Origin of the sequence: Paractinoplanes aksuensis (assembly GCF_024137025.1) — a bacterium.
GTDB lineage: Bacteria > Actinomycetota > Actinomycetes > Mycobacteriales > Micromonosporaceae > Actinoplanes > Actinoplanes aksuensis.
The window spans coordinates 131,320-157,861 of sequence record NZ_JAMYJR010000002.1 but is presented as its reverse complement, the minus strand read 5'-3'; the positions used below and the strand labels follow the sequence as shown (position 1 = coordinate 157,861).

The window sequence follows — 26,542 nt, the reverse complement described above, 5'->3', positions numbered from 1 at the left end:
CCGCACCCGGCTAGACAAAGCGACGACCGTCTTCGAACGCATTCGAGCCGTTCCACCCAGAGGCCCGTATGCCGGCGACGAAGCTCATCGACCACCCATCCAGCGACCCACCAGAGCGATCGGCAGGCAACCACTCATGAAAAAGGCACCCTTTTCCCAAGCCAATCAACTGTTCTCACTCCGGAAATCAGTTCAGCCGCATCGAGTTTCCATGGATGTGAACCCAGTAAGGTGACCACATCCTCCTGTTCGACATGCGGCTTGAACCGACTACTCATGACGACGTCGAGATCCAAGTCCATCGCAGCGGCGATTCCCAAGTCCTCAAGAAACAGGTCGCCGTCACCCGCGTTGCCCATACCGAAGTGCCCACCACCCCGAGAATGATTATCAAAAGCAAGCTCGAACGGCACAGCTTCGACGAGCCTAGCCACTTTCTCACCATAATTGTCCGCGGCCAGCAGGGCAGGCTCCTCATCCCTCGCCATCTCCCTGAACTGCTCTTGAGCCACCTGGGCCCTGTCACGTAGAACCAGATCATCGCTGATAAATTTCACATAGGGTAGATCATGCATGTCAAACGGGCAGAACTCTCGCTCCGGAAACCAAATCTCGTCATAGCAGAGAAGAAGTCCAGTGGTATTCTCGAGTACCGGGTTGGGAATATCGCGCCGAGTTTCCGACCTGGGCTGGATTGGATTTTGGTAGTCATATCCAAGCGGCGTCGAAAGCCCAACAAATGCTCTTTTCATACACCTGGCCCCTTCACACTCTTCGGGCCCACGAAATTACCACCGTTCCGGTGCTGCAGACATGCGGTTGGCGCCATGAGCTCAGATCTATGCGGCCCGCACAGCGGTGAAGGCGTGCGCCGACAGGCAGCCCTCAGCGCCAGGATAGGTACGCGAGCAGACCCACCGGACGCGGTCCCGAATGCCACTCTGACCACGGCGAGGACGTAGAGCACATGTGCCCATGGAGCGGTTGGCTGTGCTACGCGGGGGGCCAGTTTTGCAGGGCGGCGGCGGCTACTCGTTGGAGGTCTTTGCGGGTGGCGCCGCCGGAGGCCTGGACGGCCAGGCCGTTGGCGAGGGTCATGATGTAGCGGGCGATCAAATCCGGGTCGGCGTCGGCGGGCAGGTCGCCCTCGCGGACAGCGCGGCGGAAGCGGTCGCGCAAGTGCATCTGGCCCAGGGCACGCCACTCGGCCAGCACGTCGTGGGCAACCTGGCCGGTTTCGCCCACGGCCAGGGCGCCCTGCACGCCCAGGCAGCCCGCGGGCCAGCCCGGCGTGGTGTTGGCCCGCACCGAGCCGGCCAGGAAAGCCGTGGCCGCCTCGCGCGCCGTCGGGGCGTTCAGCGCGTCGACGACGTAGGAGGCCGGGCCGTCGGTGTAGCGCTGCAGCACCTTGCGGAAAAGGTCCTCTTTGTTGCCGTACGCCGCGTACATGCTCTTGCGGGAGATGCCCATGGCCTCGGTCAGGTCGGTCAGGCTGGCGCCCTCGTAGCCCTGCTGCCAGAAGACGGCCATCGCCTTGTCGAGCGCCTCGTCAGCATCGAAGGCGCGCGGCCGGCCCAGTTGAGTCACTTCTGCATCGTACCTGTTGTGCACCGATCGGTGCGGAAGTGCTACGGTCACATTCTGCACCGATCGGTGCGGAAGGCTGAGGAGGGAACCATGCGCAGGTTGGAAGGCAAGACGGCAGTCGTCACCGGGGGCGGCACGCGCGGGATCGGGCGGGCCACCGCGGCCCGGCTGGTGGCCGAGGGCGCGCACGTGTTCATCACCGGCCGGCGCGAGGCCGAGCTGAACGAGGCGGTCGCGGCGATCGGCGACGGGGTGACCGCGGTACCTGGCGATGTCACGAGCCCCGGCGACCTGGAGCGGCTCTATGCGACGGTCGAAGACCGCGGGCAGGGGCTGGACGTGCTGTTCGCCAACGCGGCCACGGCCTCGTTCGCGACCATCGAGACGATCACCGTGGACGACATCGACCAGGTGTTCGGGGTCAACGTCAAGGGCACCATGCTCACGATCCAGAAGGCGCTGCCGGTGCTGAATCAGGGCGCCTCGGTGATCATCAACGCGTCCACCGCCGCCGACCGGGGTACGCCGGGTTTCGGGGCCTACGCCGCGTCCAAGGCGGCCCTGCGCACCTTCACCCGGTCGTGGGCCAACGAGCTCAAGGGCCGCGACATCCGGGTCAATGCCATCTCCCCCGGCCCGACCGACACGTCCGGCATCACTGAACTCGTCGGCGAACAGAACGCGGCGCCGTTCAAGGCCGGCGAGGCCGCCCGCATCGCGATCGGCCGCATGGCCCACACCGACGAGATCGCGGCCGCGGTGGCCTTCCTGGCCTCACCCGACAGCAGCTTCATGCTCGGCGCCAACCTCTACGTCGACGGCGGCGAGAATCAGATCTGAGCCAGGATCCGCGTGACATCCGAATCGGAAAGCCGGCCTGTTGCCACCAGGCGCCTCGCGAAGGTGTGGGCCTGTTGCCGGCCCTGGTCGCGCAGGATCCCCTGGACAGCCTGGCGGTAACGGTCACGTTGCCAGCCGGCCGGGTCGGCATCGAATCGTGTTCCGTGGGTGAGCCACTGCTCGAACGCCGTTCGGGACTCCGTGGCGGTCAGGGCGAAGCCGTGCAGCTGCTGGAGTCCCATCAGGGTGATGGGATCGCCGACGGCATCGGGCTGGTCCTCGACCCACGGACGGACACGGTCGAAGATCTCCTCATGGCTGCACCGGTCGTCGAGCAGGTCGCGCCACCACGCCGTGACCTGCGCGCGGGAAGGTGCAGTCACCGGCTTGTGGGCCGTTCCGTCCTGCGGGTCCCAGAGGGTCAGGCCGTACTCGGCGGCCAACTCCGTGATGAGCGCCAGCGCGGGATCACTGCGTTCGCCGAAGCTCAGGCTCATGAACACGTGGTCGATGCCCACGTCCAACGGTATCGACATCCACGGATTGCCGTCCGGGAACCGGGCCCGCAACCGCTCGTAGAAGCCGGCGATCCGTTGGTCGAGCTCACCTTCGACATGGACCGAGGACTGGCACCGGCCGACCATCGCAACGACCTCGGAGACGTCGGTCCACCCGTCGATCGCCAGAACAGCAAGGTCGAAACTCAACGAATCACACCGTCGGGAGGGGGCGGCCGGCCCCGTACGTCGAGCCGGCCTGGTCGCGTTCGAGCCAGCCGGTCTCGACGAGCATGCGGCGTACCGCGGCCACGTCGTCGGCCACCTCGGACAGCCGCCGGTTGATCGAACCCTCGTCGTGCAGTCCTTCGAGGGCCAGGAAGCGGGCCAGCAGCTCCCCCAGCAACGCGTAACGCTCGCTCAGCGTAGGCGGCATAGTCGTCAGCCGACCGTGCGTGAAGTTGCCCCGCAGCTGGGGATAGTCGCCGAGATAGGCCGCGACCGGTTGCTCGCGGTCGAGCGCCAGCGAAGTCTCCCGCAGGATCCCCGGCGACGCTCGATAGATGCCATTGCCCGTCCCTGTGGCCAACCCCGCACCGACCAGCCGGGCCAACGTCTCGCCGGCCGTCTGCACCGGCACGTCGATCGTGTACGCCAGCTCGGCGATCGACGCGCCCTCGGCGCCCCGGTGCACGAGTTCGGCGAACGCCCGCAACCGCAGCGGCGTGGCGAGCTGGCTCAGGATCTCGGCGGCGCGGGCGGCTTCGGCGGACATGCCGCCCAACCTAGACTCGCCCGCGCCGACAAGCGACCCCTTTACAGCTCGGCCACGTACGCCGCGATCCGGGCCAGCGGCGCGTTCCAGTTGATGGTCAGCTCGTTCGTGGACCAGGACTGGATGTCGTCGATGTAGCAGAACTGGCCGACGCACCCGGTGAGCTTGCTCTGGGCGTACGGGTCCTGGATCGACGAATTGGCCCCGCCGGCCAGCGTGCCCTTCGGCGGGTTGGGCAGCGCCGGGTCGAGCTGCCTGGCGTACCAGCGGCTGTGCTGGTTCTGCGAGCTGACCGTGCCGTACCCGGTGACGTACGAGATGTTGAGCGCGTTGCGGCCGAAGATGTAGTCGAGCCCGGTCAGCACGCCGTCGCGGTACTTGTCGCGGCCGGTCAGCTCGTGCGCGGCGGCCAGCACGACCATGTTGTTGAGGATGATGCTGTTCGAGCCCCAGTCCCAGTTGTTGTTGGTGGGCGCGTAGGGCACGCCGTACGGGTGGTTGCGCTGGATGGCCAGGTACTTCTCAGCCCCGGCGATCACCGACGCCTTCACCGCGGCCAGTCCGGGCAGCCGGTTCGGCACCAGCGCCAGGTCCAGGCGACCCGCGGCCGCGGTGTTCCCCCAGTCGAAGGCGCCGGCGCCGAACACGTCGGCGGTGTGCTCGGGCGACGAGAGCACATCCGCCTGGTACTTCTTCTCCCCCGTGGTCAGGAACAACTCGGCCGCGGCCCAGTAGAAGTCGTCGCTCACCTTGGTGTCGTTGTAGGCGCCGCCGCCGATGCCGTCCGACTCGGGGGCGAGCCGGTCCGGGTTGGCCTTCGCAGCCGTGTATGCGGTCTTGGCCGCCGTCAGAGCTTTCAGAGCAAAGGCTTTGTCGTACGGCGCGTAGATGCGAGCGGCCTGGGCGGCGGTCGCGGCGAGGTTGAGCGTGGCCGCGGTCGACACCGGGTGCAGCTCGCGCGGCTGCGGGTCGAGGTGGGGCAGCAGCGGCAGCCCGGTCCACGCCTGGTCGTGGATCTTGTGATGGGCCATGCCCGCGAACGGCTGACCGGCCGGCACCTGCATGCGCAGCAGGAAGTCGAGCTCCCAGCGCACCTCGTCGAGCAGATCGGGCGTACGGGTCCGGCTCTCCGGGATGTTGAGGCCGACCTTCTTGAGGCCGGGGCTTCTCTCGTACGCGTTGAGCAGCTCCCACACCGAGATGCCGCCGTTGACGACGTACTTGCCGTGGTCGCCCGCGTCGTACCAGCCGCCGCGCACGTCGAGCCGGTAGTCGCACACGCCGGCCTGGCAGGGCACGTTCCCGTCACCCTGGTTGGGGGCGACGTCGACGTGCCCGGCCGGGCGTCCGTAGCCGGGCCGCAGGGCGTCGTCGATCGCGATGCCGCTGCGCTGCGTGTAATAGAACTTCAGGGAGTCGGACCGCAGTTTCTCGTACGCCTCGGCGCCGATAGCGAAGGGGCGGCTGGTCTCGCCGTCGGCCGTCAGCGTGTAGCCGCTGCCCTTCTTCACGTACCGCCCGAAGTCGATCGTGTGCACGTTCTGCCCCGACGACGCGTCGACGCCTCGCGGCTTGCTCTGGCCGCGCGCCACGATCTTGCCCGCCTTGTCGGCCAGTTGCCACGGCAGCGCGGTGGTCACGGTAGTCACCAGGGTCGCGGCCTTGGGCCCCTTCGGCAGGTACGCGACCTGGTTGACCCGCACGCGGGGCCCGGTGTCGGGCTCGTACACCTCGGGCGGCACGCCCCCGACCAGCGACACGTTGTCGACGCAGAACCGCCAGGGGTCCGGGCTGCCGCCGAGCTGGAACGCGACCTGGGCCTGGGCGGTGGTGGCGCTCGCGGTGAACGTCCACTCGTAGTGCTGGGTGTCCCCCAAAACCGGCGACTGCTCAAAGTACGTGTCGTAGGGGTCCACAGCGAGGCCGACCACCGCTCGCACGCTCTTCCCGGCAGGCGCGCCACTGGCATCGAACGAGAACCGGTAGTTCTCCCCCGCTACGAGATCGATGTCGTTCTGCCCGAGGATCGCATCCCACTTGTTGACCGTGCCGCCCGGTACGTCGACGCAGGCGCGCCCGTCCTCGACGGCCAGGGTCATCCCGGCGTTGGCCCAGAACGGGGCCGTTCCACTGTCGAACCCACCGTTGACCACCTGCTCGACCTCGGCGGCGTGGGCGGCCGGCGCGGCGGCCCCGGCCGCCAGCAATACAGCCGACCCGACCACGGCCACCGTTCGGGAGCGCTCCCAGATACGCGACATGTAGTCATCCTGATCGATTCCGTCACACCCTGTCAACGACTGCGTAACGCCGTCGCGGTAACCGGTCCTCGCCGCATCCAGGCGCCAGCGGCACGCGGGTCCTCCCGGCCACCGCCTGACGCCGGCGCCGAGTGCTCGTACTCGGCCGCCTCGAGACCGGCGCCCGGGTGCACTGGAAGTTCAAGATCGCCGGTGCCGAAACCGACGTCGAAGTAGTCGCCGCCGACCCGAACCGCCGCCTGGACCTGCGCTGGGACGACACCCGAACCCTGACGATCACCTTCGACGACCGCGGCGACACCACCCTGGTCGGAGTCCGGATCGCCGACTTCACCGGCGACGACGCGGCCGCCGAGGCCATCGGGACCATGTCCGGCTTCACCCTCGTCCTCGCCTCCCTGAAGATGCTGCTCGAACACAACATCGAAGGCGACCTCATGTACGACTAGTTCCCCGACGCCGAGTACGCCGACCGCCCCTGACCCCCCACCCCAGTCACGGGCGCCGTCAGCCTGGCGCCGCGCAACCACTCGTTTGCACCTCGCTGCCACCTTCACTCTGAGGGCAGTCGCCGGCGAAGCGCTCCGGGGTTGCTCTTGGGCGCAACCACTCACTCACGTCGCCCGGTCGCGCCGGGCGTCCTGGGCGCGCCGGCGCCCTGCCCGGCACGGCCGGGCCCTCGGCGCGAGCAGCGATCTGTACCCACCACCCCGCCACGACATCCTGCTCTTGACCTGGGGAACTGTGAACCTGCCTCTCGTGCACAAGCGGACACCGGACGACGAGCAGCAAAAGCCAAACCCGCCGCCCTATCACCTGCCGGACGCCGCTCAATTCGCGTTCTGGAGCGGGCGGCGCTGTGAGCTTCGTCGGGAAGTAGTGCCTACGACTGTTGCCGGACACCTCGGTGGGGCAGGGTGCGAAACATGGACCTTCGTAACGGGCTGCGGCCGCTCGGGAGCACGCCGGCAGAGTTCGAGCAGGACCTGCTGAGCAACCTGTACTACCGGCGCGGCACGACGGTGGAGTCGGCCAGCGCGCAGGACGCGTACGAGACGCTCGCCCTCACCGTGCGCGACCGGTTGGCGGCCCGGCGGGCCCGGACGGCGGCGGCGCACTACGAGAGCAACCCGCGCTGGGTCTACTACCTGTCCGCCGAATACCTGCTGGGGCCGCAGCTGGAGCAGAACCTGCTCTACAGCGGCACGACCGATTTCGCCCCGGCCGCGCTCAAGGCGCTCGGCTTCGACCCGGCCGAGGTGGCCGCGCTCGACGTCGAGCCGGGCCTGGGCAACGGCGGCCTGGGCCGGCTGGCCGCGTGCCTGCTCGACTCGCTGGCCACCCTGGACATTCCCGCCGTGGGTTATGGCATCCGGTACGACCTGGGCATCTTCAAGCAGTCGTTCGTGAACGGCGAGCAGGTCGAGGAGCCCGACGACTGGGCCTTCCAGGGTGACCCGTGGGAGTTCCCGGCCCCGGACGACCGGCACCGGGTCGGCTTCTACGGGCATGTCGGGCCGGACGGGTGGGTGCCGGGCGAGCAGATCGACGGGGAGCCCAGCCACCTGCTGGTGCCGGGCTACGGCACCGAGACCGTCAACATCGTGCGGCTGTGGCGGGCCCGGGCCTGCGAGGACTCGTTCGACTTGCGCCGCTTCTCGGCCGGGCAGTACGCCGAGGCGGTCGAGCAGGCCGTCAAGGCCGAGAACATCAGCAAGGTGCTCTACCCGGACGACAGCACCGAGTCGGGCCGCGAGCTACGGCTGAAGCAGCAGTACTTCCTGGTGTCGTGTTCCCTGCGCGACATCATCCGGCGGTTCCGATTCCGCAATCACGACTGGGCCGACTTCCCGGCCAAGACGGTCATCCAGCTCAACGACACGCATCCGACGCTGGCCATCCCGGAGCTGATGCGGCTGCTGGTCGACGAGGAGAAGCTGGACTGGGACCAGGCGTGGTCGATCGTCCGGCAAACGTTCGCGTACACGTGCCACACGCTGCTGCCGGAGGCGCTCGAGACCTGGCCGGTGGCCGTGCTGGGCCGCCTGCTCCCCCGGCACCTCGAGATCATCTACCGGATCAACGACGGACTGCTCGGCGAGGTCCGGTCCCGCTTCCCCGGCGACATCGATCGCGTACGCCGGATGTCGCTGATCCAGGAGGAGCCGGAGCGCCGCGTCCGCATGGCCAACCTGGCCGTCACCGGCACGTTCGCGGTCAACGGCGTGGCCGAACTGCACTCGCAGCTGCTCACGTCGACCACGTTCGACGACTTCGCGACGCTGTGGCCAGACCGGTTCCGCAACGTGACCAACGGCGTCTCCCCACGGCGGTTCGTGCGATTGGCCAACCCGGGCCTGTCCTCGCTGATCACCTCGGGGCTGGGTTCGGACGCCTGGCTGCGCGACCTGTCGCAACTGGAAGGTCTGGCCCCGCTGGCCGAGGACAGCTCGTTCCGCTCGCAGTGGCGATCGGAGAAGCGCCGGGCCAAGGCCGCACTGGGCCTGGGCGACCCGGGCGCGCTGCTCGACGTGATGGTCAAGCGGTTCCACGAGTACAAGCGTCAGCAGTTGAAGCTGTTGCACATCATCACGCTGTATCAACGGCTGCGAAACGAACCGGGTCGTTTCGGCGTGCCGCGCACGGTCCTGTTCGGGGGCAAGGCGGCGCCGGCCTACACCGCGGCCAAGTCGATCATCCGGCTGATCAACGCCGTGGCGGCGACCATCGCGGCCGACCCCAAGGCGTCCGGGCTGCTGCGCGTGGTCTTCCCGCCCAACTACAACGTGACGCTGGCCGAGAAGATCATCCCGGCCGCCGACCTGAGCGAGCAGATCTCGATGGCCGGCAAAGAGGCTTCCGGTACGGGCAACATGAAGCTCGCCCTGAACGGCGCGCTCACGATCGGCACGCTCGACGGCGCCAACGTCGAGATCCGCGACCGGGTCGGCGCCGAGAACTTCTTCCTGTTCGGGCTGGACGCCACCGAGGCCGCCGCGCTGCGCCGCTCGGACTACCAGCCGCGCAGCTACTACGACGGGGACGCCGAACTCAAGCACGCCCTGGACGCCATCCTGTCCGGCACGTTCGGCGGGGTCGGTCAGGAGGTCGCGCATTCGTTGCTCGACCGGGACGAGTACCTGACGCTGGCCGACTACCGGGCGTACGTCGACGCACAGGACGAGGTATCGGCGGCCTGGACGGATCAGGAGCGGTGGACGCGCATGTCGATCCTGAACGCGGCCAACAGCGGCTTCTTCTCCTCCGACCGTACGGTCGCCGACTACCTCGACCGCGTCTGGCGGGCCACCCCCGTGCGGCCCGCGTAGCTCAGTCATCGCTGCGCACGTGCACCGTCTCGCCGCGCCGGCGCAGCTCGTCGGTCACCTGGCCCTCGGTCATCGCGACCAGGTGACTCCCGACGGCGGCCTCGTCCTTGAGCCGGTCGTACGTGTCGTGGACGAGACGCTCGAGCTCGGCCCGGTCCACGTCCGGGAAGCGGAGGGTCAGGGCGTCGACCTGCGTGGGCCCTTGGCAACCGGGGTTCCGGCGCGTTTGATGACCGGTGAGATGCACCGACACAGTTCGAGCCTGAGCACCCTGCTGCACCACGTGCATGTGAGCGGGCCGCTCTCGCGCGCCGCCTTGGCCGAACGCATGGGCGTCAACCGCAGCACGATCCTCGCGCTCACGGCCGAACTGGTGGCAGCCGGCCTGGTCAGCGAGCAACCCCCTTCCGGTACGACCGGCGCCGGCCGCCCGTCGCTGGTCGTGCGCCCGTCCGAGCGCGTGTACGTGCTGGCTTTCGACGTCGCGGTCGACCGGCTCACCGCGGCCCGGGTCAGCCTGGGCGGCACGATCCTCGACCGGCGCTCGGCCCCCCGCAGCCGCATCGGCGTCGACCTCGACCAGGTCGTGCGCAAACTGGTGTCGCTGGGCCGCTCCCTGATCGACGCCGCGCCCGCTGCGACGGTCTGCGCCGGCGTGGGCGCCTCCTACTGCGGCATGGTCCGCCCCGGCGACGGCACGGTCCGCTACGGCCCCGAGATGGGCTGGGTCGACCAGGCCTTCGGCACCGAACTGGCCAAGGCCCTCGATCTGGGCCACCCGGTCGCCGTGGGCAACGAGGCCCACCTGGGCGCCATGGCCGAGTACGAACGGGGAGCCGGCGTAGGCGTCCCCGACCTCATCTACCTGCACGGCGACGTCGGCGTGGGCGGCGGCATCCTGGTCGGCGGCAAACTGCTGGGCGGCGACGCCGGCTACGGCGCCGAGGTCGGCCACATGCTGGTCAACCCGGTCGACGGCCGCCCCTGCCTGTGCGGCTCCCAGGGCTGCCTCGAGGCCGAGACCGGCGAATACGCCCTGCTCGCGGCGGCCGGCCGCACCCCCGCCCGCTCCGGCGCCGAAGCCGTCCGGGCCGTGACCCGAGACGCCCGGACCGGCGACCCCGCAGCCACCCGAGCCGTAGCCGAGATCGGCGACTGGCTCGGCATCGGCGTGGCCAACCTGATCAACCTCTTCAACCCTGGCCTGGTCATCTTCGGCGGCATGCTCCGCGACGTCTACGAGGCCGCCGCCCCGCAGGTAGCGGCCCGCATCGCCCGCCACGCCATGCCCGTCTCGCGCGAACGCGCCACCCTGCGCCTCTCCGCCCTGGCCGACGACGCCACGCTTCTCGGCGCAGCCGACCTGGGCTTCGCCGCGCTGCTGGCCGACCCCCTCGACGGCCGTTTCACGCCGTGAGGGTCCCCGCATGCGCGGCCGTCGCCAACGCGCCCGCTTGGTCTTCGGCCGTGCCACACGCCGCTGTCCACGCCTGCAGGTCCGCCGACCGCGACACGACCAGCTGATCCAGGAATCCATCCGGATTGGCCGACGCGCCGGCCCCGGCGGCCTCCAGATCCTGCAGCATGACTTTCTGGTTGCCCTGCAGGAAGCCGGTGTAACCCAGCTTGCGCAGGCTCGGAAGAAGAGCCTTGATCAACGTACCGACACATCCCTTGACCCTCGGGTCGGCGTCCCGGCACCAGATCCCGTAGAGCCGGACAGCCACGGATCGCAGCGCGTTCTCGTTGTGCGGGCTCGCCACCGCCATCCGGGTGAGTGCGTCGACGACAAGCAGCTTGGTCTTCGGCCCGAAACCCGGATCCCAGCAGCCGTCGACCGCGCTCGGCCAGTGCAGCGACTGACACGTGTTCAACCGCCCGGCGTTACGGCACTGATCGCGAGCCCCGGCAAAGACGGCGCTCAGCAGCCTCACAGACGGAAGGACAGCGTCCATTCGAGGACCGTCCGGTGGAACAGGTCGGGGTACTCCTTGTTCCACACATGCCCCGCATCGGGAACCATTCGCAGCACTGCCCCCGGAATCCCCTCGGCAGCGGCACGAGAAGCGGACAGGTTGAATCTGTCCTTGGACCCGCACAGCACCAACGTCCGGGCGCGAACATCAGTGAGATCCGCGCGCAGGTCGGCCCGCCGCAGTGCCGTCATCGCCTCCAGCACAGTTCTCTTGGCCACGCCGTCGAAGGAACGCGCCGGAACCAGCCGCAGCACCGCGCTCTGCAACCCCAGCAGCACCCGGGACGGATACACCTGAACCCCGGAGATGATCAGGCTGGCGACATCCTCCGGATGGCGGGCCGCCCACCGAAGCGCAACCATCGCGCCCGCCGACAGCCCGTACAGGTGAACGGGCCCACCCCGGTGCGATGCGTGCAAGGACTCAACCGCCGCATCGAGGCTGAACGGCCCCGGCGATCGCCCGTACCCGGGAAGGTCGGGCACGAGAAGCCGGAACCGCTCGCTCTCGACTTCACGCTGACCGTCCCACATCCGGCTGTCCTCGCCGACCCCATGCAGGAGCACCACTGTGGAGCCTCCGGCGACTGCTTCACCGACAACGCCTTCGCCCGCCGAGAACGCCGACCTCGCCGTCCCCAGAACCCCCGGGCCGATCCGTCAGGCCACCCCACGGCACTTCCCGCGCGGCCGCGCTCAGATCGAAAGGGCGTAACCCCCGCCCGGCCTCGCCGAGGGCGCGGATGCGTTCCTGGAACTCCTTCAGGTCACAGATCACCACGTCGAAGCTGTCGTCGCGGAACGGCCGAGCGGTGATGTTCGCCGTCCACGCTCGACCACTCCGGCCGCGGCGGCGTCGCACAAGGTGGCCTCGCTGCCGCTGCCGGACTGGTCGGCCCGCCACAGGCCGACGCCGGTCGCGCTACCTCCGGGCTCACGCATGGCGGCCGCCATAACCAGCGTCGCCAGCCGAAGCGCGGCGCCGAGAACAAGGATCTGGTCCCAGTCGAGATCAGCCAGCGAGTCCCGGCCCAAGCCCGGATCCCCCAGAACGACCATGCAAGGTTTCGGGGGATGGGATTGGCCAAAGTCGATATCAAGCCTGACGGTCGGCTTTGGTCAATCCCATCCCCCGAAACCGTCCACCGCAACCGACAGTCCGACCCGTGCAGCCTCAAAGACGGATGCCAGAGACGAGGTGGGTGGGCAGCCAGGGACCGGACCACCACTGGCGCCAGCCCAGGTCGCGGCGGGAGACCTCGGTCAGGCCACGGGCGGCGAGATGCCGCTGGTAGGCGTCGGTGTGGTTAAGGTCCGCCAGCAGCAGGCGGCCACCCGGGCGCAGAACGCGAACAGCCTCGTCGAGGGCTCGCGCGCGGTCGTCAAAGGACTTCAGGTTGTGAATCACCAGGTTGGAGATCACCAGGTCGAACGAATCGTCCGGGAACGGCAGGGCCGTGATGTTCGCGGTCTGCACCTCGACGCGGTCGGCCACTCCGGCCGCGGCCGCGTTGCGCCATGTGGCCGCAGGGCCGTTGCCGGACTGGTCGGCCCGCCACAGGTCGACCCCGGTCGCACGGCCGTGCGGGACGCGCAGCGCGGCGGTGATCAGCAGCGCGCCCCGGCCGCAGCCGAGGTCGAGAATTCGTTCGTCGCCCCGTAGACGAAGGTCGTCGAGCAGGCGGGCCCACACCACGAACTTGCCGCGGCGCGAGGCGTAGAGGCCGAGCCCGCAGCACACCGCGATCAGCACCACGCCGAGGATCGGCCACGGCCGCCCGGTGAGCACGGTCTGCACAAAGCCCGCCACCATCAGCACGGCCGGCACGATCAGAAGGCGCGGGGCATCGATCCCGTACGTGCCGGGCGGCCTGTCAGACATCGGCCTTTCCTTCTACCCGCGCGGGCGTGGCGGCGATTGCGGTCAGCGCGGCCAGATGCTTCGTATAAGCCTCTCGCCCCGCCGCCGTCAGCGAGAGCCAGGTGCGCGGGCGCTTGCCCACATAACCCTTGCGCGCCTGCACGTAGCCGGCCTCGGTCAGCAGCGTGACCTGCCGCGAGAGCACCGAGTCGCTGACTTCCACGGTGTCCCGTACGAAAGCGAACTCGGCCTTGTCGGCCGCCGCCAGACAAGCCACGATCGACAGCCGGATCGGCGAATGGATGACGGCGTCCAGCTGATGCCGCGGATGCGTGCTCACGACCGCGCCCGCCACGCCGCGACAGCCATCGGCCCCGCGACCACCACGCCCGCCACCAGCCAATAGCCGGCCTTCCCGGCGAACGCCGCGTGCCCCAGCACGGCCAGCCCGACCCACAGCACCGTCCACACCACAGCCGCCACGACGTACAGCCGCCGCACCCCCCGCCCCACAACCCGGCGCGGCCACACATGGGCCAGCACGCTCACCAGAAACAAGCCCCAGGCCACGCTCACCACCGGGCCCTCCAGCAGCCCACCGGCCGGGAAGAAGATCAAGGTCCCGATTGCGTACGCGGTGAGAGCGCGCACGGCCCACCGCGAGTGCCGCCGTACGGCCGCCGACGCCTGGTCGATGTCCGCGAGCGCCGCCGCCGCGAGCCCCGGGCTCAGATCCGTCATGGGGCCACCGTACGACTTACTTTCCGTTTTGGAAACTACTTAGCAGATTGACGACTCGGGAACGGCCAGCCCTCGGCCGCGGCGTAGTCGGCCGCCGCGGCCAAGTCGGCCTCGTCAGCACCGGTGGTCAGCAGGTGGTCGAACAGGCGGGTCAGAGCGGCCCGCCGGTCGCTGCGCCGATCCTCGTCGGCCGAGCGACCCGCCGCGTACACCCGCACCAGGTCGTGCATCGCCCACCGGGCGCCCCCGGCCGGCACCAGCAGATGATGGGCGGCCAGGTCGCGCAGCGCCTCGTCGGCCGCCGCGCCGGCCAGGGCCGCGGCCGCCGGCGCGTCGAAGCTGGCGCCGGGATGATGGGCCAGCAGGCGCAACAACTCACGACCCCGGCCCGGCAGGTTGCGGTACGAAACGTCCAGAGCCTGCCGTACGAGGGGATCGAGGCGCCCGGAGCGGCGGCGCTCGGCCAGCCAGTCCGCGTGGTCGGCCGGCGTCCAGCCCGGCCGCTCGCGCATGTGGGCGACCACGCGGGCCAGCGCCAGCGGCAGGTATCCACAGGTCTCGGCGATCCGGTCGGCCGCCGCCGGATCAGCCCCGGGCGGCACCGCGGCCAGCAGGAACTCGCGCGCCTCGGCCGGGCTCAGCACGTCGACCGTGTGGTGGTCGGCCTCGGTCAGGCCGCCCAGGTCGCGCCGGCTCGTGACCAGGGTGACGCTGCCCGCGCCGGGGGCGGTCAACGGTCGTACCTGGGAATCGTCGGCCGCGTCGTCGAGCAGCACCAGCGTCCGGGTGCCCGAGAGCCGGTTGCGGTAGGCCGTGGACTGGGCGGCCAGTCCGTGCGGCAGGTGCTGCCCGGCCACCCCGAGCAGGCGCAGGAAGCCGTCGAGGACCGCCTCGGGCCCGGCCGGCGGCTGGTCGGCGTGGCTGCCGCGCAGGTTGACCGCGAGCACCCGGTCGAACCGCTGGGTCGCCGCGAGCCGATGCGCCACGTGCAGGGCCAGCGTGGTCTTGCCGGCCCCGGCCATGCCGGAGAGCACGGTGAGGGGGGCCGGTTCGATCAGCGGCGTACGACCGACGAAGCCCACCGGCAGGCCGGGCAGGCTGCCGAGCACGCGCACCTGGTCCCCCGCGCCCCGGGTCTCGCCCGTGGCCACACGCAGGGCCTGGCGCCACTGGTTGGTGTAGCCGGCGTCGGCGTGCAACGCCTCGACCACGGCCACCACAAGGTCGGGGTCGATCCGGCGGCGCCCGGCCCGGAAGCAGTCGACGACGGTGGTCTTGCCGACCTGCTCCCCCGGCGGGCGACGCGTGTTGACCCGGGCCGTGATGGTCTCGTACGACGGATTGCCGGCCCAGGTCTTGAGCAGGCGCAGGCAGGCGGCGACCTCGTCGAGGGTCTGCGCCTGCCCGGGGTCGGGCAGCACGGCGAACTGCGACACGGCGTGCTCCGCGGGGGTCGTCCGGATCAGAAGCATCGACGGTAGTCGGCGACCGCCAGCGATCACATCCGGATTCGTTCGGATTCCGTATGCGGATGCCACAACAACGGCAGAGTGGTTGATGCCGACAGGATCCGAAACGGGGGGTCGTTCCCGCAACGGGGGTGGGAGCGACGCGGACCCGAAGGCGCGTGCCGGGCGTGGTGCCAGAGGGCCCACGCCCGGTTCGCTTCCTAAGCGGCCGCCCCGCGCAGCACCGCGTCGACCAGGGACTCGGCGAACCCCTCGCGGGGCACCCGGGGCTGGTTGGGGAACAGGTTGTTGAGCATGTTGGGGCCGACCAGCATGAGCAGCGTGAGCTCGACGTCGAGGTCGGCCCGCAGCTCGCCGGACTCGATGCCGCGCCGCAGCACCCCCCGCATGACTTCGCGCCGGGGCTCGATCACGGCCTGGTAGCCGATCATGATCTGCTCGTCGCGCAGCAGCTCGGGCATCAGGCACGCCGTGACCTTGGTGTAGCTGTGGTGGCGGCCGCTGCGGTTGGCCTTGATCAGCGTGACCAGGTCGTCGCGCACCGACTCACCGGCCGGCTCGGGCACCGGGCCCTTGAGCGCGGCCACGGCGTCGATGATCAGCGCCTCTTTGTTGGCCCAGCGACGGTAGATCGTCGCCTTGCCCACCCCGGCCTTGGCCGCGACCGCCTCGATCGAGATGGCGGCGACGGTCTGGCCCTCGCTCAGCAGGTCGAGCACCGCGTCCAGGATGGCCGAGTCGGCGTGGGCGTTGCGGGGCCGGCCAGGCGCCTTGCGGTCCTGGCCGGCCACTGGTGCGGTGGTCATGGGATTCATTGTTACCGACGAGTCACGCTTCGACCAGCTCGACGCCCTGCTCCTCGGCCAGCCCCTCGGAGTTCGTGGGCTCGGGGGCCGAGGCCGGGCGCTTGCCGGGCAGCCAGAGCAGCGCGACCAGGGCGCCGAGCAGCGCGAACACCATCGAGCCGATGGCCGCGTAGTGCATGGCGTCGAGGAAGGCCGCGTTGGCCTGCGAGATCAGCGCGGGCGCGGCGGCGCCGGCCTGCTCGGCCACCCCGTACGCCCCGGAGATCGACTCCCGGGCCGCGTCGGCCGCCGCGGGCGGCAGGCCGTCGGTGGCGGTGCCGAGGTTGCTGCGGTAGACCGACGAGAGCACGGCCCCGAGCACGGCCACGCCGAGCGCGCCGCCGAGCTGGCGGATCGTGTTGCTGACGGCCGACCCGACGCCCGCCTTCTCCCGCGGCAGCGCTGCCATGATCGACTCGGTGGCGGGCGGCATCACGTTGGCCATGCCGGTGCCCATCACGAAGAACGCGAGCCCGACGACCCAGATCGGGGTGTCCTGGCCGATGAACAGCCACACGCCGAGACCGGCCGCGACCAGCAGCAGGCCGACCGTGCTGACCGCCTTGGGCCCGAACCGCTTGACCATGGCCGCGCTGCGCGGGGCGAAGACCAGCTGACCGACCGCGAACGGGACGAACAGCGCACCCGAGGCGAGCGGGCCGTAGTCGCGGACCAGCTGCAGGTAGAACGCGCCGAAGAACATGGCGCCCATGGCCGCGAAGAACACCAGGCCGATCATGCCGGTCGAGGCCGAGAACTGACGGTTGCGGAACAGCCGGACGTCCAGGGACGGGAACGGGATGCGCAGCTGCCAGAAGACGAACGCGGCGAGCACGACCACGGCGCCGGCCAGCGTGCCCCACGACAGCGGGTCGCCGAACCCGGCCTCGCCGCCTTCGATCACACCGTACGTGAGCAGGCTGAGACCGATGATCGAGAGCACGACACCGAGGTAGTCGATGCGACCGGGCTTCGGATCGCGCGACTCCGGCACGAGCGCGAGCACCAGGATCACGCCGGCCACGGCGACCGGCACGTTGATCAGGAAGACCGAGCCCCACCAGAAGTGCTCGAGCAGCAGGCCGCCCAGGATCGGGCCGATGGCCACGGCCAGGCCGACGGCGCCGGCCCAGATGCCGATGGCGCGCGGGCGCTCCTGCGGCGAGAAGACGTTGGCGATGATCGACAAGGTGGCCGGCATGACCGCCGCCGCCCCCAGGCCCATCAGCGCGCGAGCGCCGATCAGCTGCCCCGGCGACGAGGCGTAGCTGGAGATCAGTGAGGCCAGCGCAAAGATGGCCAGACCCACGACGAGGGTGATCCGGCGACCGAGGCGGTCGGCCAGGATGCCCGCGGTGAACAGCAGGCCCGCGAAGACCAGGGTGTACGAGTTGATGGACCATTCCAGCTCGCTCTGGGTGGCGCCGAGCCCGTGCACCGGGTCGGCGATCGTCCGCAGGGCGACGTTGAGAATGGTGTTGTCGAGCACGACCACCAGCAAGCTGATGACCAGCACGCTCAGGATTGCCCACCGCCGGGGGTGCCCGGCCGGGGCGGCCACTGATGCGTCCATGAAGATCCCCCATTTTCGAAACGGAACCGTTCCGTATCAGTTAGGGACCATAGACCCTTCGCGCCGAGAAACGGAACGGGTCCGTATCGGAATGTGCCGACGGTCACTCGCCGGCGCAACCGGTTCGCTACCGGCACGCCCTCCACGCGGCAACCCGGCCCGCCGAAGTTGAGCGCATGGTGACTGGAAGCAACGCGCTGCACCGCTGGCTGCCCACGGGTGGCGGGCTGCGGGACGAGGACTGGGCCGGGCGGCACCGCCTCATGACCCGTCTGCTCGCGGCCATCCTGGTCGCTCTGGTCATCTTCGGTGCGCTCACGGACGAACTCGGCGGCGGGAAGCTGACCACCTGGCTCCTGCTGCTGATCCTGCCCTGCGTCGTGGCCGCCGCCACGCTGCCCGGACGCCGGCTGCCCTCGATCTTCGTCGCGCTCGGCTTCACCATGCTCTGCGCCGCCTTCGTGGCGATGACGCACGGCCAGACCGAGGCCCACTTCACCTTCTTCATCACCATCGGCGCGCTCGCCCTCTACCGGGACTGGGCGCCGTTCGGGGTGTTCCTGGTGGCCACCACCGCCCACCACTGGATCTTCGGGATCTTCGACGCCGAGCTCACCTACGGGCACCACTCGGCACAGACGCACCCGCTGTTCTGGGCCGTCATCCACGGCGTGGCCGTGCTGTGCGCGGCCGCCTTCCAGATCGTCCAGTGGCGCCTGACCGAGGCCGAGGAGGAGCGGGCCCAGGAGAACCTGGACGACCGCGAGGCCCAGCTCACCGTGGCCTTCGAGGAGACGCCCGTACCCATGGCGATCTTCTCGCCCGACGGGCGCGTGCAGCGCCTGAACAAGGCCTACAAGACGTGGCTGCACCTGCCGGACGACCTGCCCGCCGGCACCATGGTCACCGACCTGCCGATCGAGCTGGCCGACCCGGCCGCCCCGCGCGTGTTCGACCAGTTGGTCAGCCAGGAGGGCTCCTCGATCAACCTCAGGCAGTACCGCCGCAAGGACACCGGCGAGATGCTGTGGGTCGAGGTGCACGGCACCGCCCTGCGTGACCGCGACGGACAGGTCCGGGTCGTCTTCGTGCACTGCCTCGACGTCACCGAGAGCCGCCGTCACCAGGAGGAACTGCAGCAGCAGGTACGTCACGACGCGCTCACCGGCCTGCTCTCGCGCTCGGCCTTCGAGAACGACCTGGCCCAGCTGCTGGGCGGGATCGAGCCGGTCAACGTGATCTACCTCGACGTCGACCGCTTCAAGTCGATCAACGACGGCGCCGGCCACGCGGCCGGCGACGAGCTGCTGCGCGGCCTGTCGGCCCGGCTGGCGGCCACGGTACCGGCCGGCGCCCTGGTGGCCCGGCTCGGCGGCGACGAGTTCGTGGTCGCCCTGGCCGGATCGCCGCAGGCCGGCGCCCGCGTCGGTCACGCCGTCCTGAGCGCGTTCACCGAGCCGCTGGAGATCGGCGACGGCCACCTGCAGGTCTCGCTGAGCCTCGGCCTGGCCGCCGGCCACGGCGCCGACCGGGCCGACGACACCGTGCTGGCCGCCGACACCGCGATGTACGCGGCCAAGCGGGCCGGCGGCAACCGCATGCAGATCTTCAGCGACGACATGCGGGTCGAGGTGCGCGAGCGCATCGCGGCCGAGAACCGCCTGCGCGAGGCCCTGGCCGGCGACCTGACCGAGACCCTGCCGATCTGGTGGCAGCCGATCGTGGCCGCCGACACCGGCCTGGTCGTCGGGGCCGAGGCCCTGGTCCGCATGTGCACGCCGCAGGGCGACATCCTCGGCCCCGGCCACTTCGTTCCCGCGGCCGAGGAGACCGGCCTGATCGTCCCGCTGGGCGAGCACGTGCTGCGCCGGGCCGTCATCCGCCTGCTCGAGTGGACCGACCACCTCGACTACGTGTCGGTCAACGTCAGCCCGCGCCAGCTGGCCGAGCCCGACTTCGTGCCGATGCTGGCCAACCTGCTGGCCGCGCACCCCGCCCTGGACCCGTCCCGCCTGGTCCTCGAGATCACCGAGACGGCCCTGCTCAGCTCGTCGGTCGACGTCCGCGAACGCCTCGAGACCCTGAAAGGCCTGGGCGTACGCATCGCCCTGGACGACTTCGGCACCGGCTACAGCAGCCTGACCTGGCTGCAGTCGGTCCCCGCGGACGTGGTCAAGCTCGACCGCAGCTTCGTGGCCGGCCTGTCCGCCGACCCGCGCAAGGCCTCGATCATCCAGGCCGTGCTCTGGCTGGCCCGCAGCCTGGGCATGTCCGTGGTCGCGGAAGGCGTGGAGGACCCGGCCGACTGGCACGCCCTGCGCGAACTGGACTGCCCGTCCTGCCAGGGCTACCTGTTCGGCAAGCCGATGCCACCGGCCGCCTTCGCCGCCTTCCTGCAGCCGGCCGCCAACCGCCAGGAGCCCCTGCGACTGGTCTCCTGACCGCACGACGCCACGTCCGGCGGACAACCCCGGCGCGGCGGTCAGCGTTCCAGAATCGCTACCACGCCCTGGCCGCCGGCGGCGCAGATCGAGATCAGGCCTCGGCCGGAGCCTCGGTCGGCGAGCAACTTGGCCAGGGTGGCGATGATGCGGCCGCCGGTGGCGGCGAAGGGGTGGCCTGCGGCCAGGGAGGAGCCGTTGACGTTGAGCTTGGCTCGGTCGATCGGGCCGAGGGGGGCGTCGAGGCCCAGCTTGTCCTTGCAGAACTCCGGGGACTCCCAGGCGGCCAGCGTCGACAGCACCTGGGAGGCGAAGGCCTCGTGGATCTCGTAGTAGTCGAAGTCCTGCAGGGTGAGGTTGTTGCGGGCCAGCAAGCGCGGGACGGCGTAGGCGGGGGCCATCAGCAGGCCCTCGTCGCCGTGGACGTAGTCGACCGCGGCAGTCGCGCTGTCGACCAGGAAGGCCTGCGCCGGTAGGCCCTTCTCGGCGGCCCACTCCTCCGACGACAGCAGCACTGTCGACGCTCCGTCGGTGAGTGGGGAGGAGTTTCCTGCGGTCATGGTGGCGTCCGTCGTGCCGAAGACCGGGCGTAGTTTGGCCAGCTTCTCCAGGCTCGTGTCGGCGCGCAGGTTCTGGTCGCGGGTCAGGCCCAGGTACGGGGTGACCAGGTCGTCGAAGAAGCCGCGCTCGTAGGCCGCGGCCAGGCGCTGGTGCGAGGCCAGGGCCAGCTCGTCCTGGGCGTCACGGCCGATGTTCCAGCGCAGGGCGGTTATCGCGGCGTGCTCGCCCATCGACAGGCCGGTGCGCGGCTCGGCGTTGCGAGGCACGTCGGGCTTGAAGGCGAGCAGCGGGTTGAGCTTGGCCGCTGCTTTGAGACGTTCGGGCAGCGTACGGGCGCGGTTGAGGGCCAGCAGCGCGCGGCGCATGTCGTCGTTGAGCTGCAGCGGGGCGTCCGAGGTGGTGTCGACGCCGCCCGCGATGCCGGCCTCGATCTGGCCCAGGGCGATCTTGTTGCCGACCAAAATCGCCGTCTCGAGGCCGGTGCCGCAGGCCTGCTGGACGTCGTACGCGGGGGTGCGGGGGTCGAGCCTCGAGCCGAGCACCGTCTCGCGGGTCAGGTTGAAGTCGCGCGAATGTTTGAGCACGGCCCCGGCCGCCACCTCGCCCAGCCGCTGCCCGGCCAGCCCGTACCGCGCGACCAGGCCGTCGAGGGCGGCGGTCAGCATGTCCTGGTTCGAGGCCTGGGCGTACCGGCCGTTGGACCGGGCGAACGGGATCCTGTTCCCACCGAGAACGGCGACGCGGCGCATGTGAGCCTCCCAGCCACGAAAACACTACCGGTGAGTAGGTTACCAACACGCCTTAGTAGGCTGCGGCGCATGGGCGACAGGTACGCGAGCTTCGCGAACTCCGGTCCCGGGCGGACCATGATCAAGCGGCTCGGCCTGCCCGATCCGCCGCGGCTGCGGCGCTGGACGCCGGGTGACCCGCTGACCGAGGGGCCGGTGCTGATCGGCGCGGCGCCGGGCGGGCGGCTGGGTGACCAGGTGCGCAAGGTGCTGGCCGGCGCGGGCGTCGAGACCCTGGACGAGCCGCTGAGCGGGGGCGGGCACGGCGCGCTGATCTTCGACGCCACCGGCATCACCGACGTGGGCGAGCTCGGCGAGCTGTTCAACTTCTTTCACCCGTACGCCCGGTCGGTGCTGCGGTCGGGCCGGGTCCTCGTGCTCGGCACTCCGCCCGCGACCGTCGACGATCCGCACGAGGCGACCGCCCAGCGGGCCCTCGAGGGGCTCACACGCAGCATCGGTAAAGAGTTCGGGCGCGGCATCACCGCCCAGCTGGTGTATGTCGAGCGCGGCGGCGAGGGCGCGCTCGAGTCGACGCTGCGGTTCCTGCTCAGCGGCCGGTCGGCGTACGTGTCGGGCCAGGTCGTGACGATCGGAGCCGGGAACCCGCCCGCGCCGGCCGACTGGCAGCTGCCCCTGGCCGGGAAGTCGGCGCTGGTCACCGGGGCGGCCCGCGGGATCGGCGCGGCCATCGCCCGGGTGCTGGCCCGCGACGGCGCCGACGTGATCGCCCTCGACGTGCCGGCCGCGGGCGACGCCCTGGCCGGGGTGGCCAACGACGTCCGCGGAAGGGCCGTGCAACTCGATCTGACGGCTGAAGGCGCCGGCGCGCGCCTCGCCTCGCACCTGACCCGGCCGTTGGACATCATCGTCCACAACGCCGGCATCACCCGCGACCGCACGATCGCCAAGATGGACGAGGGCGGCTGGAACTCGGTGCTCGCGGTCAACCTGGTCGCGCCGTCCCGGATCAACGACGCGCTGCTGGAAAAAGACCTGATCGCGTCGGGCGGACGGATCGTCGGGGTGGCCTCGATCGCCGGGATAGCGGGTAACCGCGGCCAGACCAACTACGCGACGAGCAAGGCGGGCGTGATCGGGCTGGTGCAGTCGAGCGCGCCCGGCCTGCGGAAACAGGGCGTCACGATCAACGCGGTCGCGCCCGGCTTCATCGAGACCGCGATGACGGCCAAGATGCCGGTGACGCTGCGCGAGGCCGGGCGGCGGATGAACAGCCTGGCCCAGGGCGGGCTGCCGGTCGACGTGGCCGAGACGATCGCCTGGTTCGCGTCGCCGGGCTCGGGCACGATCACCGGCAACGTCGTGCGGGTGTGCGGCCAGAGCCTGCTGGGGGCGTGAGGTGGCGGCCGGGCGGGCGACGATGCTGCGGGCGGCCCTGGGACTGATCCCCCGGAACCGGCCGGAGACGCTGCCCGAGCTCACGCTCGACCAGGCGGGCGTCCGGGTCGACCGGGATCACCTGGCCGCGTACGACCGGGTCTGCGGTTTCCGGTTGAACGACCGCCTGCCGCCCACCTATCCGCACGTGCTCGCATTCCCGCTGACCATGCACCTGCTGACGGCGCCGGACTTCCCGTTCCCGGCGATCGGGCTCGTCCACATCACCAACCGCATCATCGTGCACCGGCCGGTCAGCGCGGACATGCAATTCGACCTGGCCGTGCGCGCCGCCGACCTGCGTCCGCACGACCGCGGCCGCCAGGTCGACATCGTGGCCGCCGCCTCGGTCGACGGCGAGACGGTGTGGACGAGCACGTCGACGTACCTCTCCCGCTCGTCCTCCTCCCCCACCGGCGCCAAGCCGTCCGATGCGGATCCCGCCCCGGAGCCACAGGCGACCTGGCGCGTGCCGACGCGGATCGGCCGTGACTACGCGGCGGTCAGCGGGGACCGCAACCCGATCCACACGTCGCGGATCGGGGCGCGGCTCTTCGGGTTCCCGAAGCCGATCGCCCACGGCATGTGGAGCCTGGCCCGCAGTCTGGCCGCCCTCGAGGGCCGCCTCCCCGACCGCTACACAGTGGACGCCCGCTTCCAGCGCCCGATCCTGCTGCCCGCGCGCGTCCAATTCGCTCATGAGGACGGCCGTTTCACACTCACCGGCGCGAAGCCTCACCTTGCGGGGCAAGTCACGCCTGCTTGACGGTATCTCGGCGCGAAAGAACCGGGAACTGCTGCGTTCCGGTAGCGTTACCGGCCAGTAGAAACGGCCGGAGGGCGTCGCATGGAGTTTTGGCTCGACCTGAACGAGGAACAGAACGAGCTGCGGGAGTGGGTGCACGGGTTCGCCGAGAGTGTGATCCGGCCCGCCGCGTCCGAATGGGACGAGCGCGAGGAGACCCCGTGGCCGGTCCTCCAGGAGGCCGCGAAGATCGGCCTGTACGGCTTCGAGTTCCTGATCAACACCTGGTCCGACTCCAGCGGGCTGTCGTTGCCGCTGGTCAACGAGGAACTCTTCTGGGGTGACGGCGGCATCGGGATGGCGCTGTCCGGCACCTCACTGGCGGTGGCGGCGATCTACGGCTCCGGCACCCCCGAGCAGATGGTCGAGTGGGTGCCGCAGTGCTTCGGCGACGAGGCCGACCCGAAGGTGGGCGCGTTCTGCTCGACCGAGCCCGAGGCCGGCTCCGACGTGGCCGCGATGCGCACCCGCGCGGTCTACGACGAGGCCGCCGACGAGTGGGTGCTGAACGGGCAGAAGGCTTACGCGACCAACGGCGGCATCGCCAACGTGCACGTCGTCACCGCCTCGGTCGACCCTGCGCTGGGCTCGCGCGGGCAGGCCGCGTTCGTCGTGCCGCCGGGCACGGCCGGGCTGGTCGGCTCGAAGAAGCTGCGCAAGCTGGGTCTGCGGGCCTCGCACACGGCCGACGTGTTCCTCGACGACGTCCGTGTGCCGGGCCGGTGCCTGCTCGGCGGCAAGGACAAGTTGGATGAGCGTCTCGCCCGCGCCCGCGAAGGCAAGCGCGCATCCGGGCAGGCGTCGATGCGTACGTTCGAGCTGTCCCGGCCGGCCGTCGGCGCGCAGGCGCTGGGCATCGCACGGGCAGCGTACGAGTACTCACTCGAGTACGCTCAGTCCCGCGTGCAGTTCGGCCGCCCGATCGTCGAGAACCAAGCGATCGCCTTCGCCCTGGCCGACATGCGCACCGAGATCGACGCCGCCCGCCTGCTGGTGTGGCGGGCAGCATGGATGGGCCGCAACGACCGGCCGTTCTCGGCCGGCGAGGGTTCGATGTCGAAGCTCAAGGCCGGAGAGGTGGCGGTGGCGGTGACCGAGAAGGCGGTGCAGATCCTGGGTGGGGCCGGTTATCTGCGGGACCACCCGGTCGAGCGGATGTTCCGGGACGCCAAGATCTACACGATTTTCGAGGGCACGTCCGAGATCCAGCGCCTGGTCATCTCGCGGGCGATCACCGGACGGCAGATCCGCTGATGTCCGGGGCGGCCTTCGTCCTGCGCACGATGGCCCGGCGGGGCCTGCTCACGCCGGGCCCGCCGCAACGGGTGCTGCGCCAGCTGTCGGCCCTGCACGCGTGGGGCTTCGGGCTGGCCGGCGAGCTGCGCCAGGCGACCGCCCGCAACCCCGATCGCGTAGCGATAATCGATGATCGAGGGTCGATGACGTACGCGGAGCTGGTCGACCGCTCGTCCCGGCTGGCGGCCGCGCTGCCCGTGCAGCCCCGCGACCGGGTCGGCCTGCTCTGCCGCAACTCGGCCGACATGGTCGTGGCCCTGATCGGCATCGCCACCCGCGGCGCCGACCCGGTGCTCATCAACACCGGCCTGTCCGGCCCGCAACTGGCCGACGTGGTGCGCGACCAGCAACTCGTCGCCCTGATCCACGACGACGAGTTCCCGCCCCGCCCGGCGTGCGCGCTTTCGTCACCACGTCCACCGACTTGATCGCCACGGCCGGGCCCACGGCATCGACCGGGTCGATCCGACCGCCCGCGCGACCCGGGCGCACGATCGTGCTCACTTCGGGCACGACAGGAACGCCGAAGGGTGCCCAGCGGCCCACGCCGAGCGGGTTCCGGCCGTTGTGTTCCATCATCGATCGGATCCCGTTGCACGCCGGTGTGCGCATGCACATCGCCGGCCCGCTGTTTCACACGTGGGCCTACGCGGGGCTGCAGATGGCCCTCGCGTTGCGGGCCACGCTGGTGCTGCGCCGCCGGTTCGACCCGGCCGATGTGCTCGAAACGGTCGCCACGCACAACTGTTCCGCGCTCATCGCCGTGCCGGTGATGATCCAGCAGATCATGGAGCAGCCCTACCGCCCGGTGCCGCTGAAAGTGGTCGCGGTGAGCGGGTCCGCGCTGCCCGGGGGCCTGGCCGACCGGTTCATGGACCGCTACGGCGACATCCTCTACAACCTGTACGGCTCGACCGAGGCGTCCTGGGCGTCCATCGCCACCCCGGCCGACATGCGCGCGGCCCCCGGCACGGCCGGCCGCCCACCGTACGGAACCAGGGTCGAAGCCTTCGGTGAGGACGGCCGCCCGGTGCCGCGCGGCACGACCGGCCGGCTCTTCGTGGGCAACGAGATGCTGTTCGAGGGTTATACGAACGGCGCCGAGCAGGAACTGCGCGACGGGCTGCTGGCCATCGGCGACGTCGGCCACCTCGACGAGGCCGGCCGCGTGTTCGTCGACGGCCGCCAGGACGACATGATCGTCTCGGGCGGCGAGAACGTCTTCCCGTCCGAGGTCGAGAACCTGCTGGCCGATCTGCCGCAAGTGCTCGAGGTGGCGGTCATCGGCGTACCCGACGACAAGTACGGCCAGCGGCTGGCCGCCTACGTCGTGCTGCGCGCGGACGCCACGCTGAGCGTCGACGACGTCCGCGACCACGTGCGCCGCCACCGCGCCCGGTTCAGCGTGCCCCGCGATGTCGTCTTCCTGCCCGAACTGCCGCGCAACCCGACCGGCAAAGTGCTCAAACGCTCACTTCCTGCACCCTGAACGAGCAACCC

General features: G+C 70.3%; 26 protein-coding genes. 10 read left to right on the top strand and 16 right to left on the bottom strand.

Annotated elements, in window-relative coordinates; genetic code table 11:
• Positions 1–134: 134 nt before the first annotated feature.
• Positions 135–752, bottom strand: a complete 618-nt coding sequence (locus tag M1L60_RS02650) for a hypothetical protein (protein ID WP_253235631.1) — start codon at positions 750–752, stop codon at positions 135–137.
• Between the two features lie 241 nt (positions 753–993).
• A complete protein-coding gene (locus M1L60_RS02645) occupies positions 994–1,587 on the bottom strand; it encodes a TetR/AcrR family transcriptional regulator (protein WP_253235630.1) in 594 nt (197 codons plus the stop codon).
• Positions 1,588–1,677: 90 nt separating this feature from the next.
• On the opposite strand from M1L60_RS02645, the gene M1L60_RS02640 reads away from it, so the two are divergent.
• Entirely contained in the window at positions 1,678–2,427 is a 750-nt protein-coding gene (locus M1L60_RS02640; protein ID WP_253235629.1) for an SDR family NAD(P)-dependent oxidoreductase, read from the top strand.
• On the opposite strand, the gene M1L60_RS02635 is transcribed toward M1L60_RS02640, so the two are convergent.
• The 3 genes from M1L60_RS02635 to M1L60_RS02625 are packed head-to-tail and all read right to left on the bottom strand — an operon-like array spanning position 2,418 to position 5,960.
• A complete protein-coding gene (locus M1L60_RS02635; protein ID WP_253235628.1) occupies positions 2,418–3,134 on the bottom strand; it encodes a hypothetical protein in 717 nt (238 codons plus the stop codon). The genes M1L60_RS02640 and M1L60_RS02635 overlap by 10 nt on opposite strands.
• Before the next feature lie 4 nt (positions 3,135–3,138).
• Positions 3,139–3,699: a DUF2087 domain-containing protein gene (locus tag M1L60_RS02630; protein WP_253235627.1), complete on the bottom strand. Its 561-nt coding sequence runs from the start codon at positions 3,697–3,699 to the stop codon at positions 3,139–3,141.
• A 41-nt stretch (positions 3,700–3,740) separates the two neighbouring features.
• Positions 3,741–5,960 carry a glycoside hydrolase family 9 protein gene (locus M1L60_RS02625; RefSeq protein WP_253235626.1) on the bottom strand — a complete coding sequence of 740 codons (2,220 nt, stop codon included), beginning with the start codon at positions 5,958–5,960 and terminating at the stop codon, positions 3,741–3,743.
• 131 nt (positions 5,961–6,091) lie between these two features.
• Here M1L60_RS02625 and M1L60_RS02620 point away from each other — a divergent pair, with 131 nt between their 5' ends.
• Together M1L60_RS02620 and M1L60_RS02615 are read left to right on the top strand one after the other, a co-directional pair.
• Positions 6,092–6,409: an SRPBCC domain-containing protein gene (locus tag M1L60_RS02620; protein WP_253235625.1), complete on the top strand. Its 318-nt coding sequence runs from the start codon at positions 6,092–6,094 to the stop codon at positions 6,407–6,409.
• A gap of 477 nt (positions 6,410–6,886) precedes the next feature.
• Positions 6,887–9,289, top strand: coding sequence for a glycogen/starch/alpha-glucan phosphorylase (locus M1L60_RS02615; RefSeq protein WP_253235624.1), 2,403 nt, complete (start codon positions 6,887–6,889; stop codon positions 9,287–9,289).
• Between the two features lies 1 nt (position 9,290).
• Here the strand turns inward: M1L60_RS02615 and M1L60_RS02610 are convergent, their stop codons facing one another.
• Positions 9,291–9,542, bottom strand: a complete 252-nt coding sequence (locus M1L60_RS02610; RefSeq protein ID WP_253235623.1) for a three-helix bundle dimerization domain-containing protein — start codon at positions 9,540–9,542, stop codon at positions 9,291–9,293.
• On the opposite strand from M1L60_RS02610, the gene M1L60_RS02605 reads away from it, so the two are divergent.
• Positions 9,531–10,706: an ROK family transcriptional regulator gene (locus tag M1L60_RS02605; protein WP_253235622.1), complete on the top strand. Its 1,176-nt coding sequence runs from the start codon at positions 9,531–9,533 to the stop codon at positions 10,704–10,706. The two genes, M1L60_RS02610 and M1L60_RS02605, sit on opposite strands and share 12 nt — an antisense overlap.
• On the opposite strand, the gene M1L60_RS02600 is transcribed toward M1L60_RS02605, so the two are convergent.
• The 9 genes from M1L60_RS02600 to M1L60_RS02560 all read right to left on the bottom strand — a co-directional run bounded on the left by M1L60_RS02600 (position 10,696) and on the right by M1L60_RS02560 (position 17,753).
• On the bottom strand, positions 10,696–11,163 hold the full coding sequence (locus M1L60_RS02600; protein WP_253235621.1) for a hypothetical protein: 468 nt from the start codon (positions 11,161–11,163) through the stop codon (positions 10,696–10,698). The two genes, M1L60_RS02605 and M1L60_RS02600, sit on opposite strands and share 11 nt — an antisense overlap.
• A 56-nt stretch (positions 11,164–11,219) precedes the next feature.
• Positions 11,220–11,834: an alpha/beta fold hydrolase gene (locus tag M1L60_RS02595; protein WP_253235620.1), complete on the bottom strand. Its 615-nt coding sequence runs from the start codon at positions 11,832–11,834 to the stop codon at positions 11,220–11,222.
• Between the two features lie 204 nt (positions 11,835–12,038).
• The gene (locus M1L60_RS02590; RefSeq protein ID WP_253235619.1) at positions 12,039–12,323 is read right to left on the bottom strand and encodes a hypothetical protein; all 285 of its coding nucleotides are present in this window, start codon (positions 12,321–12,323) and stop codon (positions 12,039–12,041) included.
• A 115-nt stretch (positions 12,324–12,438) separates the two neighbouring features.
• Positions 12,439–13,146: a class I SAM-dependent methyltransferase gene (locus M1L60_RS02585; RefSeq protein WP_253235618.1), complete on the bottom strand. Its 708-nt coding sequence runs from the start codon at positions 13,144–13,146 to the stop codon at positions 12,439–12,441.
• Complete coding sequence (locus M1L60_RS02580) at positions 13,139–13,480, bottom strand: winged helix-turn-helix domain-containing protein (protein WP_253235617.1); 342 nt, start codon at positions 13,478–13,480, stop codon at positions 13,139–13,141. Before M1L60_RS02580 ends, M1L60_RS02585 begins: the two co-directional genes overlap by 8 nt.
• Positions 13,462–13,866: a hypothetical protein gene (locus tag M1L60_RS02575; protein ID WP_253235616.1), complete on the bottom strand. Its 405-nt coding sequence runs from the start codon at positions 13,864–13,866 to the stop codon at positions 13,462–13,464. The genes M1L60_RS02580 and M1L60_RS02575 overlap by 19 nt, the downstream gene beginning before the upstream one ends.
• A 35-nt stretch (positions 13,867–13,901) precedes the next feature.
• Positions 13,902–15,338, bottom strand: coding sequence for an NB-ARC domain-containing protein (locus tag M1L60_RS02570; RefSeq protein ID WP_253235615.1), 1,437 nt, complete (start codon positions 15,336–15,338; stop codon positions 13,902–13,904).
• A 197-nt stretch (positions 15,339–15,535) separates the two neighbouring features.
• Positions 15,536–16,141, bottom strand: coding sequence for a TetR/AcrR family transcriptional regulator (locus tag M1L60_RS02565; RefSeq protein WP_253235614.1), 606 nt, complete (start codon positions 16,139–16,141; stop codon positions 15,536–15,538).
• 22 nt (positions 16,142–16,163) lie between these two features.
• Positions 16,164–17,753, bottom strand: a complete 1,590-nt coding sequence (locus tag M1L60_RS02560) for an MFS transporter (RefSeq protein ID WP_253235613.1) — start codon at positions 17,751–17,753, stop codon at positions 16,164–16,166.
• 176 nt (positions 17,754–17,929) lie between these two features.
• On the opposite strand from M1L60_RS02560, the gene M1L60_RS02555 reads away from it, so the two are divergent.
• Positions 17,930–20,194: a putative bifunctional diguanylate cyclase/phosphodiesterase gene (locus tag M1L60_RS02555; protein ID WP_253235612.1), complete on the top strand. Its 2,265-nt coding sequence runs from the start codon at positions 17,930–17,932 to the stop codon at positions 20,192–20,194.
• 41 nt (positions 20,195–20,235) lie between these two features.
• Here the strand turns inward: M1L60_RS02555 and M1L60_RS02550 are convergent, their stop codons facing one another.
• Positions 20,236–21,504 (bottom strand): acetyl-CoA C-acetyltransferase, encoded by a 1,269-nt coding sequence (locus M1L60_RS02550; RefSeq protein WP_253235611.1) that lies wholly within the window; start codon positions 21,502–21,504, stop codon positions 20,236–20,238.
• Between the two features lie 69 nt (positions 21,505–21,573).
• On the opposite strand from M1L60_RS02550, the gene M1L60_RS02545 reads away from it, so the two are divergent.
• The 5 genes from M1L60_RS02545 to M1L60_RS02530 all read left to right on the top strand — a co-directional run bounded on the left by M1L60_RS02545 (position 21,574) and on the right by M1L60_RS02530 (position 26,531).
• Positions 21,574–22,902: a 3-oxoacyl-ACP reductase gene (locus M1L60_RS02545; protein ID WP_253235610.1), complete on the top strand. Its 1,329-nt coding sequence runs from the start codon at positions 21,574–21,576 to the stop codon at positions 22,900–22,902.
• Position 22,903: 1 nt separating this feature from the next.
• Positions 22,904–23,707, top strand: a complete 804-nt coding sequence (locus tag M1L60_RS02540) for a MaoC/PaaZ C-terminal domain-containing protein (RefSeq protein ID WP_253235609.1) — start codon at positions 22,904–22,906, stop codon at positions 23,705–23,707.
• Between the two features lie 81 nt (positions 23,708–23,788).
• Entirely contained in the window at positions 23,789–25,000 is a 1,212-nt protein-coding gene (locus M1L60_RS02535) for an acyl-CoA dehydrogenase family protein (protein ID WP_253235608.1), read from the top strand.
• Positions 25,000–25,470, top strand: a complete 471-nt coding sequence (locus M1L60_RS47690; protein ID WP_308208414.1) for an AMP-binding protein — start codon at positions 25,000–25,002, stop codon at positions 25,468–25,470. Before M1L60_RS02535 ends, M1L60_RS47690 begins: the two co-directional genes overlap by 1 nt.
• A complete protein-coding gene (locus tag M1L60_RS02530; protein WP_308208413.1) occupies positions 25,437–26,531 on the top strand; it encodes an AMP-binding protein in 1,095 nt (364 codons plus the stop codon). Before M1L60_RS47690 ends, M1L60_RS02530 begins: the two co-directional genes overlap by 34 nt.
• Positions 26,532–26,542: the final 11 nt, after the last annotated feature.

Excerpts from the sequence above, each read along its gene's own strand:
- M1L60_RS02650 (WP_253235631.1), bottom strand. The coding sequence starts at position 752 with ATGAAAAGAGCATTTGTTGGGCTTTCGACGCCGCTTGGATATGACTAC.
- M1L60_RS02640 (WP_253235629.1), top strand. The coding sequence starts at position 1,678 with ATGCGCAGGTTGGAAGGCAAGACGGCAGTCGTCACCGGGGGCGGCACG.
- M1L60_RS02630 (WP_253235627.1), bottom strand. The coding sequence starts at position 3,699 with ATGTCCGCCGAAGCCGCCCGCGCCGCCGAGATCCTGAGCCAGCTCGCC.
- M1L60_RS02625 (WP_253235626.1), bottom strand. The coding sequence starts at position 5,960 with ATGTCGCGTATCTGGGAGCGCTCCCGAACGGTGGCCGTGGTCGGGTCG.
- M1L60_RS02615 (WP_253235624.1), top strand. The coding sequence starts at position 6,887 with ATGGACCTTCGTAACGGGCTGCGGCCGCTCGGGAGCACGCCGGCAGAG.
- M1L60_RS02605 (WP_253235622.1), top strand. The coding sequence starts at position 9,531 with ATGCACCGACACAGTTCGAGCCTGAGCACCCTGCTGCACCACGTGCAT.
- M1L60_RS02590 (WP_253235619.1), bottom strand. The coding sequence starts at position 12,323 with ATGGTCGTTCTGGGGGATCCGGGCTTGGGCCGGGACTCGCTGGCTGAT.
- M1L60_RS02585 (WP_253235618.1), bottom strand. The coding sequence starts at position 13,146 with ATGTCTGACAGGCCGCCCGGCACGTACGGGATCGATGCCCCGCGCCTT.
- M1L60_RS02575 (WP_253235616.1), bottom strand. The coding sequence starts at position 13,866 with ATGACGGATCTGAGCCCGGGGCTCGCGGCGGCGGCGCTCGCGGACATC.
- M1L60_RS02570 (WP_253235615.1), bottom strand. The coding sequence starts at position 15,338 with ATGCTTCTGATCCGGACGACCCCCGCGGAGCACGCCGTGTCGCAGTTC.
- M1L60_RS02565 (WP_253235614.1), bottom strand. The coding sequence starts at position 16,141 with ATGACCACCGCACCAGTGGCCGGCCAGGACCGCAAGGCGCCTGGCCGG.
- M1L60_RS02560 (WP_253235613.1), bottom strand. The coding sequence starts at position 17,753 with ATGGACGCATCAGTGGCCGCCCCGGCCGGGCACCCCCGGCGGTGGGCA.
- M1L60_RS02555 (WP_253235612.1), top strand. The coding sequence starts at position 17,930 with ATGGTGACTGGAAGCAACGCGCTGCACCGCTGGCTGCCCACGGGTGGC.
- M1L60_RS02550 (WP_253235611.1), bottom strand. The coding sequence starts at position 21,504 with ATGCGCCGCGTCGCCGTTCTCGGTGGGAACAGGATCCCGTTCGCCCGG.
- M1L60_RS02545 (WP_253235610.1), top strand. The coding sequence starts at position 21,574 with ATGGGCGACAGGTACGCGAGCTTCGCGAACTCCGGTCCCGGGCGGACC.
- M1L60_RS02535 (WP_253235608.1), top strand. The coding sequence starts at position 23,789 with ATGGAGTTTTGGCTCGACCTGAACGAGGAACAGAACGAGCTGCGGGAG.
- M1L60_RS47690 (WP_308208414.1), top strand. The coding sequence starts at position 25,000 with ATGTCCGGGGCGGCCTTCGTCCTGCGCACGATGGCCCGGCGGGGCCTG.